The 15,210-nt window shown below is 59.7% G+C and carries 12 protein-coding genes; 7 read left to right on the forward strand and 5 right to left on the reverse strand.

Annotated features, from left to right (window positions below; translation table 11 throughout):
• Window positions 1-143: 143 nt before the first annotated feature.
• Window positions 144-941 (reverse strand): alpha/beta fold hydrolase, encoded by a 798-nt coding sequence (locus AB5Z54_RS06450; RefSeq protein WP_347479049.1) that lies wholly within the window; start codon window positions 939-941, stop codon window positions 144-146.
• 225 nt (window positions 942-1,166) lie between these two features.
• Between AB5Z54_RS06450 and AB5Z54_RS06455 the strand changes: the two genes are divergently transcribed.
• From AB5Z54_RS06455 to AB5Z54_RS06465, 3 genes are all read left to right on the forward strand, one after another.
• Complete coding sequence (locus AB5Z54_RS06455; protein WP_368160856.1) at window positions 1,167-1,943, forward strand: radical SAM protein; 777 nt, start codon at window positions 1,167-1,169, stop codon at window positions 1,941-1,943.
• A 160-nt stretch (window positions 1,944-2,103) separates the two neighbouring features.
• Entirely contained in the window at window positions 2,104-2,991 is an 888-nt protein-coding gene (map, locus tag AB5Z54_RS06460) for a type I methionyl aminopeptidase (protein ID WP_035137617.1), read from the forward strand.
• Window positions 2,992-3,121: 130 nt separating this feature from the next.
• A complete protein-coding gene (locus AB5Z54_RS06465; protein WP_368160858.1) occupies window positions 3,122-4,057 on the forward strand; it encodes a D-2-hydroxyacid dehydrogenase in 936 nt (311 codons plus the stop codon).
• 252 nt (window positions 4,058-4,309) lie between these two features.
• On the opposite strand, the gene AB5Z54_RS06470 is transcribed toward AB5Z54_RS06465, so the two are convergent.
• Window positions 4,310-5,695, reverse strand: a complete 1,386-nt coding sequence (locus tag AB5Z54_RS06470) for a M18 family aminopeptidase (protein WP_172674636.1) — start codon at window positions 5,693-5,695, stop codon at window positions 4,310-4,312.
• Window positions 5,696-5,856: 161 nt separating this feature from the next.
• On the opposite strand from AB5Z54_RS06470, the gene AB5Z54_RS06475 reads away from it, so the two are divergent.
• The 3 genes from AB5Z54_RS06475 (at window position 5,857) to AB5Z54_RS06485 (ending at window position 9,060) form a co-directional block, all read left to right on the forward strand.
• Window positions 5,857-6,942, forward strand: coding sequence for a carcinine hydrolase/isopenicillin-N N-acyltransferase family protein (locus tag AB5Z54_RS06475; RefSeq protein ID WP_368160860.1), 1,086 nt, complete (start codon window positions 5,857-5,859; stop codon window positions 6,940-6,942).
• A 139-nt stretch (window positions 6,943-7,081) separates the two neighbouring features.
• A complete protein-coding gene (locus AB5Z54_RS06480; protein ID WP_368160862.1) occupies window positions 7,082-8,161 on the forward strand; it encodes a 6-phosphofructokinase in 1,080 nt (359 codons plus the stop codon).
• Between the two features lie 578 nt (window positions 8,162-8,739).
• Window positions 8,740-9,060, forward strand: coding sequence for a multidrug transporter (locus AB5Z54_RS06485; RefSeq protein WP_117847970.1), 321 nt, complete (start codon window positions 8,740-8,742; stop codon window positions 9,058-9,060).
• Between the two features lie 116 nt (window positions 9,061-9,176).
• On the opposite strand, the gene AB5Z54_RS06490 is transcribed toward AB5Z54_RS06485, so the two are convergent.
• Window positions 9,177-11,942, reverse strand: coding sequence for an FtsX-like permease family protein (locus tag AB5Z54_RS06490; RefSeq protein WP_368160864.1), 2,766 nt, complete (start codon window positions 11,940-11,942; stop codon window positions 9,177-9,179).
• 5 nt (window positions 11,943-11,947) lie between these two features.
• Window positions 11,948-12,649 (reverse strand): ABC transporter ATP-binding protein, encoded by a 702-nt coding sequence (locus AB5Z54_RS06495; protein ID WP_138339534.1) that lies wholly within the window; start codon window positions 12,647-12,649, stop codon window positions 11,948-11,950.
• Window positions 12,650-12,920: 271 nt separating this feature from the next.
• On the opposite strand from AB5Z54_RS06495, the gene AB5Z54_RS06500 reads away from it, so the two are divergent.
• Window positions 12,921-13,559 carry a GyrI-like domain-containing protein gene (locus AB5Z54_RS06500; RefSeq protein WP_138339533.1) on the forward strand — a complete coding sequence of 213 codons (639 nt, stop codon included), beginning with the start codon at window positions 12,921-12,923 and terminating at the stop codon, window positions 13,557-13,559.
• A gap of 288 nt (window positions 13,560-13,847) precedes the next feature.
• Here the strand turns inward: AB5Z54_RS06500 and AB5Z54_RS06505 are convergent, their stop codons facing one another.
• Window positions 13,848-15,209, reverse strand: a complete 1,362-nt coding sequence (locus AB5Z54_RS06505) for a sensor histidine kinase (protein ID WP_368160867.1) — start codon at window positions 15,207-15,209, stop codon at window positions 13,848-13,850.
• Window position 15,210 lies beyond the last annotated feature (1 nt).

Genomic DNA, 15,210 nt, shown 5'->3' on the forward strand with positions numbered 1-15,210 from the left:
GATGCAGGTAAGCACGTGAATGCTGTTACATTTTTATGACCTGGCAAACGGCGGTGATGGAGCCGCGGGCGCGTGGTTATTGGCGCATTCGTTAACAATGACGAAACGCTAACAGCCCCTCTCCCCGCAGGTCATCGAGCGTGCTAACGCTCCAAGACATCGCGAACGGCGTTTGCCGCCGTAACGGGGCGATCGCGCAGACCGTTATGCGCGCCCGGGATCGTCACGAGGGGGCAATCGAGATATTCGGCAGCCGCTCGCGTACCAGCCTCGCGGGGCGTACCGACCGAGAGCTCGCCCAAAAACACGGCCGACACCGCCTTTGACGCGCGGGCGCGCTCCCAGTCGGGAGCATATGTCATATTCGTTCCATATTCGTTCGCCATAAAGCAACGACCATTGCGCAGGGCATGTTTGGCTTCCGCTTCGGTCGTCCCGGGAGCCTCGGGGTCCAAGTCGCCGAGGGCTCCCAAGAAAAGCCGGAGCGCCCTTGAAACCTTTCCAGCCGCAATCATATCGAGCAAAACCGGAGCTGCGCCCATACCGACGCCTTCGGCCGACACAGCCGGCTCATGCAGAATCGCACGGGCGACGAGATGGGGTTCGGTGCGAAGAAGCTCCAGCGCCACCAACGTACCGGCGCTATGCGCAAGCACATTTGCCGGAGCGCCAACGTGTTCGATCACGGCTTGCAGGTCGGCGGCCTGAGCGGCAAGATCATAGCTGCCGTCTGCCGCATCGCTGCTGCCACCGCAGCCGCGGCGGTCGTAGGCAATTACGCGGTAGTTGCGGCTGAGCTCACAAGCGATACCGTCGAAAAATGTGCCGTCGACACAAGCGCCGTGCACGCACACCAAGGCAGGAGCATCAGGCGACACATCCGGGCCGGCATATTCGCGACAGGCAATCGTGGTGCCCGCATTCTCGACCGTAAAATCCATGTTGTGCCCCCATCATCAATGCTCATCCAGTTGCACGTCAGTGCGGTTGGATGGACCCGTATTGCCTTACGCCTTGTTAACAGATTAACTGTACCCGACCCGAGGCTTTTCATGGCACGGCATCATGAGCGACGTGAAAAAACGAAACTTGTAAAGCAAGAGCCCGTACCTTGCTTTGGAGCCGATGCTATGCTTAGGCACAATTGTCTTGAGGAGCACATGCCTATGTCTACGTTTTTGAATGCCAGCCCCATCTTTGGGCCCGTTCGCAGCCGTCGCCTTGGTCTCTCGCTCGGCGTCAACATGATGCCGACCAGCGGCAAAATCTGCACGTTCGACTGCATTTACTGCGAAAACGGCCTCAACGCCGAGCGCCCCTGCCATGAGTCGTACAACACGGCCGCCGTGGTACTCGACGCGCTCGAGGCAAAGCTGCGCGAGATGGCAGCCGAGGGCGAGCTCCCCGATGTGATCACCTTCGCAGGCAACGGCGAGCCCACCGCCGCACCGGAGTTTCCGCAGGCCATCGCCGGCGCCGTCGCGCTGCGCGACGAGCTTGCCCCAAACTCTAAGATCGCCGTACTCTCCAACGGCACGCGCGCCGACCGCCCCGAGGTGCACGACGCGCTCATGATGGTCGACGACAACATTCTTAAGCTCGATACCGTCGACCCGGCGTTTATCCAGCTGCTTGACCAGCCTGTTGGCCCCTACGACGTCGAGCACCAGATCGAGACGTTCGCAAGCTTTGACGGTCACGTTATTATCCAGACGATCTTTTTGACCGGCGAGTATCAGGGCAAGCTCATCGACAACACCGGCGAGGAGTACGTTGCCCCCTGGCTCGCGGCGCTTGAGCGTATTCGCCCACAAGAAGCGACCATCTACACGGTGGCGCGCGAGACGCCGGTCGCCGGCCTTGCCAAAGCAGCGCCCGAGGTGCTCGACAAGATCGCCGCACGCGTGCGCGCCCTCGGCATTCCCTGCCAGGTGAGCTACTAGCAAAACCACGCAGCAGCCAGTGCCCGCCATCCCGCTCCATCAGTTGCGGTGATATAGTTCCTATTTATGCTGTTAAACCGCTTAAATCGGAACTATATCACCGCAACTTATATGGACGCGTGGGTGGGCTATACTAGCTGCGGATGAAAGGAAGTTAGCCATGTATGACAAAGGACCCGTGCCTGGCCGCAACGACGCTTGCTGGTGCGGCAGCGGCAAGAAATACAAGAAATGCCATAGCGCCTTTGATGAGCGCCTCGAGCGCTTGTGGGAAGAGGGCTGGGAGGTTCTGCCCCGCACACTCTACAAGACGCCCGCCGACATCGAGGGCATCAAGCGCTCTGCCGCCATCAACGTGGGCGTGCTTGACTACGTAGGCGAGCACATCGCCGCGGGCATGACCACCAACCAGATCGACCAGATGATCTACGACTACACCGTCGAGCACGGTGGCACGCCGGCCGACCTCAACTACGAGGGCTACCCCAAAAGCGTGTGCACCTCGATCAACGACGTCGTCTGCCACGGTATCCCCTGCGATGCGGATGTGCTGCACGAGGGCGACATCATCAACGTGGACTGCTCCACGATCCTGGACGGTTACTTTAGTGATTCGAGCCGTATGTTCTGCATCGGCGAGGTCTCGGCCGAGCGCCAGCGCCTGGTCGACGTCACCCGCGCCAGCGTGGAGGCGGGCTTGGCAGCCGTCAAGCCATGGCTGCCGCTGTCCGTTATGGCCGAGGCCGTGCAAAAGACGGTCGAGGACGCCGGCTTTAGCGTGGTGCGCGAGTACGGCGGACACGGCATCGGTAAGGAGTTCCACGAGGACCCGTTTGTGGGCTTTACCACCGAGGCACCCGATGTGGACACCATCATGGCCCCGGGTATGGTCTTTACCATCGAGCCCATGGTCAACGCCGGAGCGCCCGACATCAAGATCAGCAAGGGCGATGGCTGGTGCGTGCGCACCAAGGACGGCAGCGATTCGGCCCAGTGCGAGGTACAGCTCGTGGTGACCGAGGACGGTTACGAGCTGCTCAGCTGGTAGCTGCGGATGCGCCGGATGCTGACGGGTACGCTCGTCTTGCATCCGGCGTTTTTATTTGAACGTTTTGCCTGATAAAACCTGCCAAAATAAACCTGTCCCTTTTTGGCAGGTCGAGCGGAGAGGACTGCTTGTGAACATCCTGGTTTTGTTGCCCGTCAACGACCGCCATCGCGCAATTCTTGAGTCGAGCGCTCCGGACGAGGACTTTATCTACACGAGCCCCGACGCCGCCACGCGCGAGCAGGTCGCCGATGCCGACGTGATCCTGGGCAACATCGACCCTGGCATGCTCACGGCATGCGAGCATCTCCAGCTGTTGCAATTGCAGACCGCCGGCTATGACGACTACCTTGCCGCCGGCACCGTGCCGGCCGACGCTAAGCTTTCCTGCTCGGTGGGCGCCTACGGCCAGGCTGTGAGCGAGCACATGTTTGCCATGGTGCTGTCTATGATGAAGCGTCTGCCCGGCTATCACGATCTGCAGCGTGAGCATCGCTGGAAGGATTTGGGGCCGGTTACCTCGCTCAAAAACGCCAACGTGCTGGTGCTGGGCGCGGGCGATATCGGCGGCCACTTTGCCACGCTCTGCCGTGGCATGGGTGCGCACGTCCGCGGCATCAAGCGCCATCCGCTCGTCTACCCCATTGTGTTTGAGGACATGGACGGCATGGACGCCCTATCCGAGCGCCTGGCCGAGGCTGACATCGTCGCATCCTTTATGCCCAGCACACCCGAGACCCGCGGCCTGGCGAACGCCGAGTTCTTCGCCGCGATGAAACCGGGCGCTTTCTTTGCCAACGGCGGCCGCGGCGACCTTGTGGTCGCCGACGACTTGGTTGCCGCCCTGGAGTCGGGCCATCTCGCCGGCGCCGCGGTCGACGTCACCGACCCCGAGCCGCTGCCTGAGACAAGCCCACTGTGGGATGCACCCAACATGCTCATCACGCCGCACGTCTCAGGTTGGTTCCACCTGGCAGCCACGCTCAACAATGTGGTCGACATTGCCGCGGAGAACCTGCGTCACCTGCAAGCCGGCGAGACCCTGCGTTGCTGGATCGAACATTAGGGTTCCGCCGTTCTAACGAACGGCGGACCGGTCGACGCTACGCGCCGCCCAGAGCGACAATTTGTCATTCAAAAGGCAAGGCATGACCAGAAGGTCTATGCCTTGCCTTTTTCATGCCAACTTGTTCGCTCTGGGCGGCGCTCGCTGACGCTTGCTCAACCTGCGGTGTCATAACAATTCTGTCCAGCTGTTGGCTTTGCGGCATTTGCCCAGATAAAACCTGCATAATAAACCTGTCCCTTTTAGCAGGTTTTAGAGCTCCACGCTTTCGGCGCCGTTGATGGTTAGGTTTCGCTCGTAGAAAGCCGTGAGGGCGCGAATGGCGTACATCACGTCGCGTACGCCGCCGGTCTCGTAGCTTGAGTGCATGGCCAGCTGCGGCAGGCCCACGTCCACGGCATGCATGCTCGCCTGCATGTTCGACAGGTTGCCGAGCGTGGAGCCACCCGCCATATCGCTCTTGTTGGCGAAGGCCTGCGTGGGCACGTCGGCGTCATCGCAAATAGCCTGGAACACTGCGCGGCTAAAGGCATCGGTGCAGTAATGCTGGTTGGCGGCTTCCTTGATAACGATACCGCCGTTGAGCACAACCTGATTGCGGGCGTCGCACTTCTCGGCGTGGTTGGGGTGCACGGCATGCGCATTGTCGCAGCTCACAAGCATCGAGGCAGCAAGTGCACGATGGTACGACTCGTCGTCAAAGCCCAGCGATCCGTTGATGCGGCGCAGTGCGTCGGCCAAGAACGTCGACATGGCGCCCTGCTTGGTCTCGGAACCAACCTCCTCGTTATCAAAGCAGCAGAAGACCGAGACGTCGCGCGCGTTCTCGGCACCCAAAAATGCCTGCAGTGAGGTGTAGGCGCAGGCCAGGTCGTCGAGCTTGGGCGTCGAGATGAACTCGTCAGCCCAGCCCCAAATGCGCGCATCCTGGCGGTTGACCAGGAACAGATCGCGGCTCAGGATCTGCTCGGGCTCAACGTCCAGTTCGTCGGCAACCAGGGCATCAAAATCGCCCTGCTTAAGCTCACCGGCGCTGATGAGCGGGCACAGGTCGACGGCGCGGTTGGGCGCAAAGCCCTCGTTAACGCCGCGGTTCATATGGATGGCAAGGCTCGGGATAATCGCGACTTCGCGCTCGGTGGCAAGCAGGCGGCTCTCAATACGGTCGCCTTCGCGTACCAACACGCGGCCCGCGAGCGCCAGCGGGCGGTCGAACCAGGTGTAGTCGATCATGCCGCCGTAGGCCTCGGTGTTCAGGCGCAGCGTCTCGCCTGCGCCGTCGAGCTCGGGCACGGCCTTGACCTTAAACGTCGGCGAATCGCTGTGCGACGCCGTGAGCTGAAAATGATAGTCACCGGCAACGCCGTCCTCGCCCCACGTCGCGGTCAGGTCCTCGCCCACCTTAAAGGCAATAACGCTCGAGGTATTGCGCTGCGTGTAATAACGCCCGCCCGGCTCGATGTCCCACGCCGCGTTCTCGGGCAGGTAGGTAAAGCCCGCCTCGTCGAGCTCGGCCATAATGGTCGCCGCCGTATGGAACATGCTGGGACATGCCTCGATAAAGTCGATGAGGTCGTTGGCGGCCTCGATATCGTCGGCCGTCACATGCGCGCGCTCGGGCGTTTCCTGATCCGTCATGCTCTCCCCTTTCGCTGGGTTGATGGTCCCCTCCAGCATACCCCGCCACGCCAGCGCCGCACTCTTCATTCCATGTTTAATCCCGCGCCGCTCACCAAGTTGAGCCATCATGCCCGCGCTCCTTTTGCGACAATTACGCTAACAGGACGAGAGGAGCCGTCATGAAGCCACGTAACATTGCCATCGCCTGCGGTGTCGCGGGAGTCGCCGTCGGCCTTGCCGCTGCCACCGGTATCGTTTACCGCAAGCAAATCAAGTCCGCCGCGTCGCTCAAACGCTTGACCGGCTACGCGGATAGCTATGACCTGTACGCAATCGACATCGCCTACGACTACGATCTTGATCGCATCATCGCCGCTGGCGTGCGCGACGACCAGGCCTACATCGATGCCGTGGTGGCGCAGGTGCTGCCCGGTGTGCCGGTACATGTCCAGGCGCCCCAGTTTGCCTGCAGCGCTTTTGTCGCCGTAGATGCCGAAGGCCGCGTGCGCACCGGTCGCAATTACGACTTTAAGGACGACACCTCGGCACTGCTGGTGCGCAATCACCCACGCGACGGCTATGCCTCCATCGGGTTTGCTGCCCTTAACAACCTGGGCGATAACACTCCACTTGACTCCGTCGGCGGACGCGCCGCCGCACTCATGGGCCCGTTTGCCCAGCTCGACGGTGTTAACGAATGCGGCGTGTCCATTGCCGTACTCACTCTGGATTCCAAGCCCTGTGACCAGGACACGCAACGCCCCGTCATCAATACCTCGCTCGCCATCCGTCTGGTGCTCGACCGCGCGGCTACCACGCAAGAGGCCGTCGACCTGCTTTCTGCCTACGACATGCACGCCATGGCAGGACGCGATTACCACTTCTTTATCAACGACGCCGCCGGTGACGCGCGGGTGGTGGAGTGGGATCCGCGCGACCCCGACCGTGCATGCAAGGCGACTCCTGTACGCCAGGTTACGAACTTCTACGCCTGCTATGGCGACGAAGTGCTGCCCAACCAAAAGAATGGCGAGCTGGGCCATGGTAAAGAGCGCACCATCGCAATCGCCGATGTCCTCGACGCCTATGTCGGTGCCCAAGACGAGGCAGTCGCTTGGAAGGCCCTGCGTGCCGCAGCGCAAGAGCCCAATCCGGAAGATATCACCAGCAACACACAATGGTCGGTCGTCTTTGACAATACCGAACCTGCTGCCGCCATCACGCTGCGCCGCCACTGGGGCGACGTCGACGCCTTCGCACTGTAAGGAGCCAGGCCCGTCGACCTTACGTTCCCTGACGTTGCTTACATTTCCATACGCTTGAGCTAACACGTTTTACCCCCGTATCAACAGTGTGCGGGGGTAAACTTATGCGCATGTTATAACTTGCCCGGAAGGATTCATCATGCTCAGGATCGGTCTTCTTACCAGTGGCGGCGACTGCCAGGCGCTCAACGCCACCATGCGCGGCATTGTCAAAACGCTTATGACCAATAGCGAAGAACCTATCGAGATCTATGGTTTTGAGGACGGCTACCAGGGCCTTATCTACAGCAGGTTCCGCGTCATGTCGCCCGCCGATTTTAGCGGCATCCTCACCCGCGGCGGCACCATCCTGGGCACGAGCCGCACGCCGTTCAAGCGTCTGGATATTCCCGAGGCCGATGGCGTCGAGAAGGTGCCGGCGATGGTCCACACCTATCATAAGCTGCAGCTCGACTGTCTGTTTATGCTGGGCGGCAACGGCTCCACCAAGACCGCCAACCGCCTGCGCGAAGAGGGCCTCAACGTTATCGCCCTGCCCAAGACCATCGATAACGACACCTGGGGCACCGAGCTGACGTTTGGCTTTACGAGCGCCATCGACGTCGCCACCAAGTGCATCGACGACATCCACACTACCGCCTCGAGCCACGGCCGCGTGTTTGTCATCGAGATCATGGGCCACAAGGTTGGCTGGATCCCGCTGTACGCCGGCGTCGCGGGCGGCGCGGATGTCATCTTGATTCCCGAGATCCCCTACGACATGGATAACGTCATCAAGACCATCGAGCATCGCATGGAAACCGGCAGCCGCTTTACCATCGTGGCCGTCGCCGAGGGCGCCATCTCCAAGGAGGACGCGGCGCTGTCCAAGAAGGAGTGCAAGAAGAAGCTCGCCGAGCGCACGAGCCCGTCAATCGTGTACGACATTGCCAAGGAGATCGAGGCCAAGACCGGTCGCGAGACCCGCGTCGCCATCCCCGGTCACACGCAGCGCGGCGGTCAGCCCGATGCCCAGGACCGCATCTTTGCGACCCAGTGCGGCGTCGAGGCGGCGCTCGGCTGCCTGCGCGGCGAGTTTGGCTACATGATTGCCCTGCGCGACGGCAAGATGTGCCACATGCCGCTCGAGGAGGTCGCCGGCAAGCTCAAGTATGTCGATCCCCAGAGCGACCTGGTGCGCGAGGCCAAGGCGTTGGGCATCAGCTTCGGCGACGAATAGCCTCGGCCGAAATCCATCCCATCGGGCCCTCCGACCCCGCCCGACGTATTTCGATATGGCTCCTCCCTTGACTCCGTCAAAGGTCGCCAATCGAAATCGTCGGGCGGGGGCGGAGGGCCCTTCGTTTACACACTCGCCGAGGCTATTCGTCTTCTTGCTGCGGGTGCCTGGCCTGAAATTCAGTTGCGGTGAAATAGTTCCTGCTTAGCCCGCAAATGGCTGAATCTAGGAACTATTCCACCGCAACTTACGTATGATCGGAGCGGCTACAGCACAAGCATCGGCGTTCGTTTGATGGTCCGCCACGAAATGGGGCCATCTACTACGTTTAACTCGATGGGGCCAACCATGACCGCCTTTTCGAAAATCGACAGGCCTTCTACCTGCGGTTTTGTTTTTTGTTTTCCCGGCATGGTTGAGGGTATCCAATTAAACATAGTAGATAGGCCCATTTTGTGGCATACGACCCATTCAAGCCCTATCTCGAAGGCTAAAGAGAGCCTCTCATCCACGCCTGAGAGCGAAAAGCAAATAGAATAAAAGGCAAATGAAAAGCCCGTTTGACGAGCGGAGGACATATGCGCGACGTAGCCGAAAGCGACTGGAAGCTGTTTAAGAAAACGCTTCCTCAATGGCAAGAACGTTATATGGAAAAGCTCATCGGCCAGTACGTTGAGATACTGAATGGCGACAGCGAAGCGTCCAGTAGATTTTGGGCACTAGAAGAGAGCCTCAATAGAGACAAGCTGTCCTCAGGCGTAATTGCAAACGACATTCGCCGCAGCACAATGCACCGCGAGATAGCCAATTTGCTTATCGACAGCGTGATCACCCTTGACGACCTTGACGGTTTTACCGAGGACATTAAGAGCTATGCGCAACACTGGATTGGCCAGTAAGAGCACCGAACGACAAACATCCCCAGCAAAACGGGGCAAACGCCGGGCCACCTATAGGCTGCCCGGCGTTTGCCCAGATAAAACCTGCCAAAATAAACCTGTCCCTTTTTGGCAGGCTACTCGGCGCTCTTGAGGGCGCCGACCATGTCGATCTTGTTGAGCGTTCGGTTGGTGGCGAGGTTGACGATAAACGTAAAGCCAAAGGAAAGCACCACGGCGAGCACGTAGCTTAGCGGCTCGACTTCGACGTCAAAGTACAGCGACGGCATCTGCAAAATGTACGTAAAACTCTCGGCCAGCAAGCCGCCCAGTGGCACGCCCAGCGCGGCGCCAATTGCCGTGAGGATCAACGTCTCCTTGTTGACGTAATGGTGCACCTCGCCACGGCGGAAGCCCAGCACCTTGATGGTCGCCAGCTCGCGTTCGCGCTCGGAGATATTCGTGTTGGACAGCGTAAACACCACCACAAACGACAGGCACGCCGCCATAAAGGTCACGAGCACCACGACGGAATTGATAATCGCAAAGTTCGCCTCATAGTTCTCCCAATGCTCGGCCGTGCTCGAGATGGTGAGCCAACCGTCGCTCTTAATCTTCTTGCTAAACGCAATCTGATCGGCCGACGAACCCTTAAGCAGCGCAAGGATGCCGTTGAGGCGCGCACTTCGACCGAACGCGCGCTCATAGGTGCTCTGCGTCATGTAAAGCGTGTTGCCCAGATAGTTAAGCGAAATGTCGCTGACCTTGACCTTGGCAACATTGAGCGACGAATCCTGGACGTGTGCCGTATCGCCCGGCTGAATCCCCAGCACCAACTGTGAACTCTTACTCAGATACACGTCTCCGTCACGCAAAGACAGCGGCTCTTTGGACTCATCCTCAAGGCGCACGTAATCGCCCAAGTCACCCGTGCGGTCGTCGGGAATCACGATGAGCTGCACGGTCTCGCTCTTGCCGCCAAACGTAAAGGTAACGTTGTCAGTCATGATCGGCAGCGTCGAAGTTACGGTCACACCGGAATCCTTGACCGCGCTTCGCTCGTCGAGCGCCGCGCACGTCTGCGAAAAATCGTCGGGATTGGCGACCGCCAGCAGATCGTAGCGTGTGATGTGGCCGTACTGCTTGGGCGAAAGCGCCACCGACGTGTCGCGAATACCCATGCCGCAGATCACGAGCGCTGTGCAGCCGGCGATACCGAAGATGGTCATAAAGGCGCGCTTTTTGTAGCGGAACAGGTTACGCGCCGCCACCTTGTTTAAGAAGCCCATGCGGCGCCAGATAAATCCGATACGCTCGAGCAGAATGCGTGAGCCGGCACGCGGCGCCTTGGGACGCATGAGCGAAGCCGGCGTCTCGGCCATCTCGTGGCGGCAGGCGATAATCGTGGCGCCCACCACGCCCACGGCAAACAGCGCTACCGACACGAGCGACGACACGATATCGTACGAAAGCAGCATCTGGGGCAGCGAGTACATGTCGTCGAACACCGTAAACAGGAACAGCGGCAGGCCCACAAATCCGATGATGTTGCCAAGCACGCCGCCGATCAGACAAGCCCACAGCGCATAGTCCACGTATTTGGACAGGATGCATCCGCGCGAATAACCGAGCGCCTTATACAGGCCGATGAGCGTGCGCTCCTCCTCGACCATACGCGTAGCGGTGGTAAGGCTGATGAGCACGGCGACGATAAAGAAGATGAACGGGAACACCGTGGCGATAGCCTCAATTGACGAGCTATCGCTCTCCACGCTCGAGTAGCTTGCGATATTGCCGCGGTCCTGGATGTACCAGGTGCATTCACCAAGGTCAGAGAGCTCGGCGCGGGCATCGGCAAACTGCTGGTCGGCGGCGGCACGGCGCTGGTCCAGGTCGGCTTGCGCCTGCGCACGCTCGTCGCTGCCCTCGGTCATGCGATTGATGTTGTCCTGCTCAATCCCAAAGAGCATATTCGCCTGGCGCTCGGCCGCATCCAAGCTTGCCGGCGTGTCGACCGTCAGTTCCTGAGCGCGCGCCTTCTCACGCTCCTCGCGGATCTTCTCGATATTGCCCTTGACCTCATCGATCTTTGCCGCGTAGGAATCCGAATAGGAGTTGAGGCTCTTGGCTCCCTCGACGATCACGTGGACCGCGGAGTAGGAAGAAGATGTCGCGGCGTCCTCGCTCACATAGAACTTATAGTCCGCCGCCGAAGCAGCGCGAAAGGCGTTGACTGTCGAGTCAGAACTTACATCAGTGGGGTCGAGGACCTCAGCCGTAATGGTGTAATCGCCCGCGGCAAACTGGTCCTTGGCGCTTTGATTGGACGAGCTCGCGTCATTGGCGGCAAAACTCACCGTATCGCCGATTTTCTTGCCCGATGCCTTCAGGAACTTCGAAGTCACCGCGACTTCATCGGCGCTCTCGGGCAAATCGCCGTTCACGAGCACCGGCTGATCGATGTTCTCCTTGGAGAGACTCTGCACGACCACGCGCTCGCGCGTTGTGCCCACGGCGGTGTAGGCGGTCTCGGTGTAGATGCCCTCGGCCGTCTCGACACCATCGACCTCTTGGATGGCGGCGAGATCATCGTCAGTCAGGCCATAGGTCGACTGCACGTTAATGTCATAGACATTTTGCTGGTCGAAGTAGGCGTCAACCGAATCGCACAGGTCCTCGCAACCCGCCTTAAGGCCGCACATCACGCTCACGCCAAGCGCGGTGATGACCACGATTGACAAGAAGCGCTTAAGACTGCCTCGGATTGTGCGGTAGATGCCACGGCGAAAAACCGTCGGCACCATATCGTTTGAGCTTTGGGCAGTGCGGTAGGTCGTAAAATCCTGCTCGCGCTCCGTGTTCTGCGCGTCGCGGCGTAGGCTGTTTTGGCGGTCTTGGTCCATGGGCGCTACCACTCGATCGTCTCGATAGGCACGGGATTTTGCTGGACCGTCTCGCTCTCCACGCGACCGTTCTTAAAGCGGATCAGGCGATCGGCCATGGGCGCCAGCGCGGAGTTGTGGGTGATGATGATGACCGTAATGCCCTGCTTGCGGCAGGTATCCTGCAGCAGCTGCAAGATCTGCTTACCGGTTTTATAGTCGAGCGCGCCCGTGGGCTCGTCGCACAGGAGCAGCTTGGGGTTCTTTGCCAGTGCACGGGCAATGGACACGCGCTGCTGCTCGCCGCCCGAAAGCTGCGCGGGGAAGTTGGCGAGGCGCTCACCCAAGCCAACCTGGCAAAGCGTTTGCTCGGCATCGAGCGAATCGGGGCAGATCTGCGCCGCGAGCTCGACGTTTTCGAGCGCCGTCAGGTTGGGGACCAGATTGTAGAACTGGAAGACAAAGCCGACATCGGCGCGGCGGTATTCCACGAGCTGAGCCTCGTTGGCGGAGCTCACGTCGCGCCCGTCCACCGTCACGGTGCCGGAGGTCGCCGTATCCATGCCACCCAGAATGTTGAGCGCCGTGGTTTTACCGGCGCCCGAAGCGCCCAGGATAATGGCAAGCTCGCCACGCTCAACGGTAAAGCTCGCGCCGTCGAGCGCGTGAATGCGGGCATCGCCCTCGCCGTATGCTTTGATGACGTCTTTAAATTCGATATAGGCCATCGATCGGTTCCCATCTGGTCGGATAACTCTTTAGTATTACCCATTTCGCACCGACCAAAAAGGGACAGGTTTATTTTGGCGGGTTTTATATGGGGAAATGGAAGCTATAGATGAGGCGCCGGGGAGGCAGAGAAATCATCGACGGGGTCAGGCCGACCGCCAAACACAACGCACACATCTCAATCTGTCAGCCAAATCATTCGAACAGCTGTTCGTTTCTATGATATGATTCCGCTATCTAAGCAGGCCAATACGCAGAAAGGCGGCCAACATGGCGTTCGACTTTAAGAAGGAATGCAAGGAGCTCTACAAACCTGCAAGCAAGCCGAGTATCGTAACTGTCCCGCCTATGAGCTACGTTGCCGTTCGCGGAAAAGGCGACCCAAATACCGAAGGTGGCGAGTATCAAAACGCCCTGCCGCTGCTTTACGGCATCGCCTATACCGTCAAGATGTCGAAGAAAGGTTCAAGGAGTATCGAGGGCTATTTCGACTTTGTGGTACCGCCGCTCGAGGGTTTCTGGTGGCAAGACTCCCCGAGCGGCGACATCGATTATGTACGCAAGGACGATTTCAACTTTATCTCGTGCATCCGCCTGCCCGATTTCGTCACCCGAGATGACTTTGGCTGGGCAGTCGCGGAAGCCACGACCAAAAAGAAACTGGACTTTTCTGCCGTCGAGCTGCTTAAAGTTGACGAGGGTCTCTGCGTTCAATGTATGCATACCGGACCTTATGACAGCGAGCCGGCGACCGTAGACGCTATGCATGAATACACGACCGAGCAGGGCTATGTCCCCGACCTCTCAGACACCCGTTTACATCACGAAATCTATCTCTCCGATCCACGCAAATGCGCACCGGAGAAACTTAAGACTGTGGTTCGTCATCCTATCAAGCGCGCTGAATAGCGTGGAGCGTCATTTCACGCGCTAGGTTTTAAGCCAGCCAACCAGCCGCCTCCTAGGCTGTCAAGCAATTATCTTGACGCGGCCCGCCGCATCTTATATCCCCTAGGGGAAACTGCGTCCCGTTCTGAAGCCTCAAACTGGGATGCAGTTTCCGCTAGGCGCCCCAAGAGGAAAGTGCGTCCCACTCCGCAGCGTCACGCTGGGACGCACCCTCTGCCCACGCTCTCTTCCGCCGTCGTTTCCCCAGATAGAGCCTGCCAAAATAAACCTGTCCCTTTTTGGCAGGTTTTAGAAGCGGACGGTGAAGGTGATCTGGTTGCCGTGGCCGCAGACAGAAGCGCTCCCGCCATGGGCCTCGGCAATGGCTCGCACCACGGATAGGCCCACGCCCGAGCCGCCCGTCTTGGAGCTGCGCGACACGTCCGCACGATAGAAGCGGTCGAACAATCGGTCCAGGTCGCCTTCGGGCAGCTCATCCACGGCGTTCGATACGACAAGTTCGGCGGCTCCCTTACCCTGACCGCGCGAGGCTGCACGCAGGCTTAGCTCAATCACGCTGCCCTCGCTCGCATAGCGCGTGGCGTTGTCCAGCAGCAGCTCAACAACCTGCGCCACCGCTGCAGCGTCGGCATGGGCCCGCACGCCGCTCGCAATCGACGTCGACAGACGCTTGCCGCGCGAAACTGCCACCGACTCAAACGGCGCCGCCGCCTTGTCCACCGCCTCCGAAAGAGCGATCGATGTCATGGTAAAGCCCGCCGAGCCCTCGTCCATGCGAGCCAAAAACACCAGACGCTCCGTGAGCGCCGTCAACCGTGCAACCTGTTCGTGAATGCTCTGCGTCCACTCGCTCTCGCCGCTCTCGATTTCCTGCACCTCGTTAGCGGCGTCGATCACGGCCAGCGGCGTCTTGATCTCGTGGCTCGCGTCGGTAATAAAGCGCTTTTGCTTGCTGTAGCTCTCGACCATCGGTCGAATCACCGCGCCCGAAGCCACCGTCACAATCGCCAATACCGCCAGCCAGCCAATGCAGCTGATGGCCACGCTCGCGCTCAAAAACGAATGAAAGCTTGCAAGCTCGCGCGAGCAGTCCACGAACACATAGGTGGTCTCATCGTCTTGAACGTCAGTCGTATAGCGATAATTGCCAGAAAAACCCGAGACCCAACCCTTGGAATGCAACTTTGCGGCAATACTGGCGGCGCGCTTGGCACCCACCGCGGCAATGCGGGCCGTATTGACATCGACAACCTGTCCGGCGTCAATCGTCACCGTAAAGTAGCGCGTGTCGAAGGGAGACTCCGCCGTCATGCCTTCGAAGTGCCCGATGCGAACGCCCGCTTGGCCATCGCCGGCATCCTTGCCATTAGCGGGATCGTCTTTAGGCTCGTCCCTCCAATCGATACCGTCCTTGCCCGCCAGAATATAGTCCAGGCGAGTGTCGGCCATCTTGCAGACATGCGAATAATTGACGATGTTGATGCCGGCGATGATGAGCGTGAGCACCACAGTTACGGCGCCCATGGCAACGAGGATAAACTTTCGACGCAGGCGGCGGCCCAACGCGTCAACAGAATTTGCCCGCCCCGTACTACTCGAGGCGGCGTGAAACCGCTCCATCATGCGCTTGCACCACGCGCTCGCGCTCACG

The organism is Collinsella aerofaciens, from assembly GCF_040910185.1.
In the GTDB taxonomy this organism is placed as follows: domain Bacteria; phylum Actinomycetota; class Coriobacteriia; order Coriobacteriales; family Coriobacteriaceae; genus Collinsella; species Collinsella aerofaciens_BF.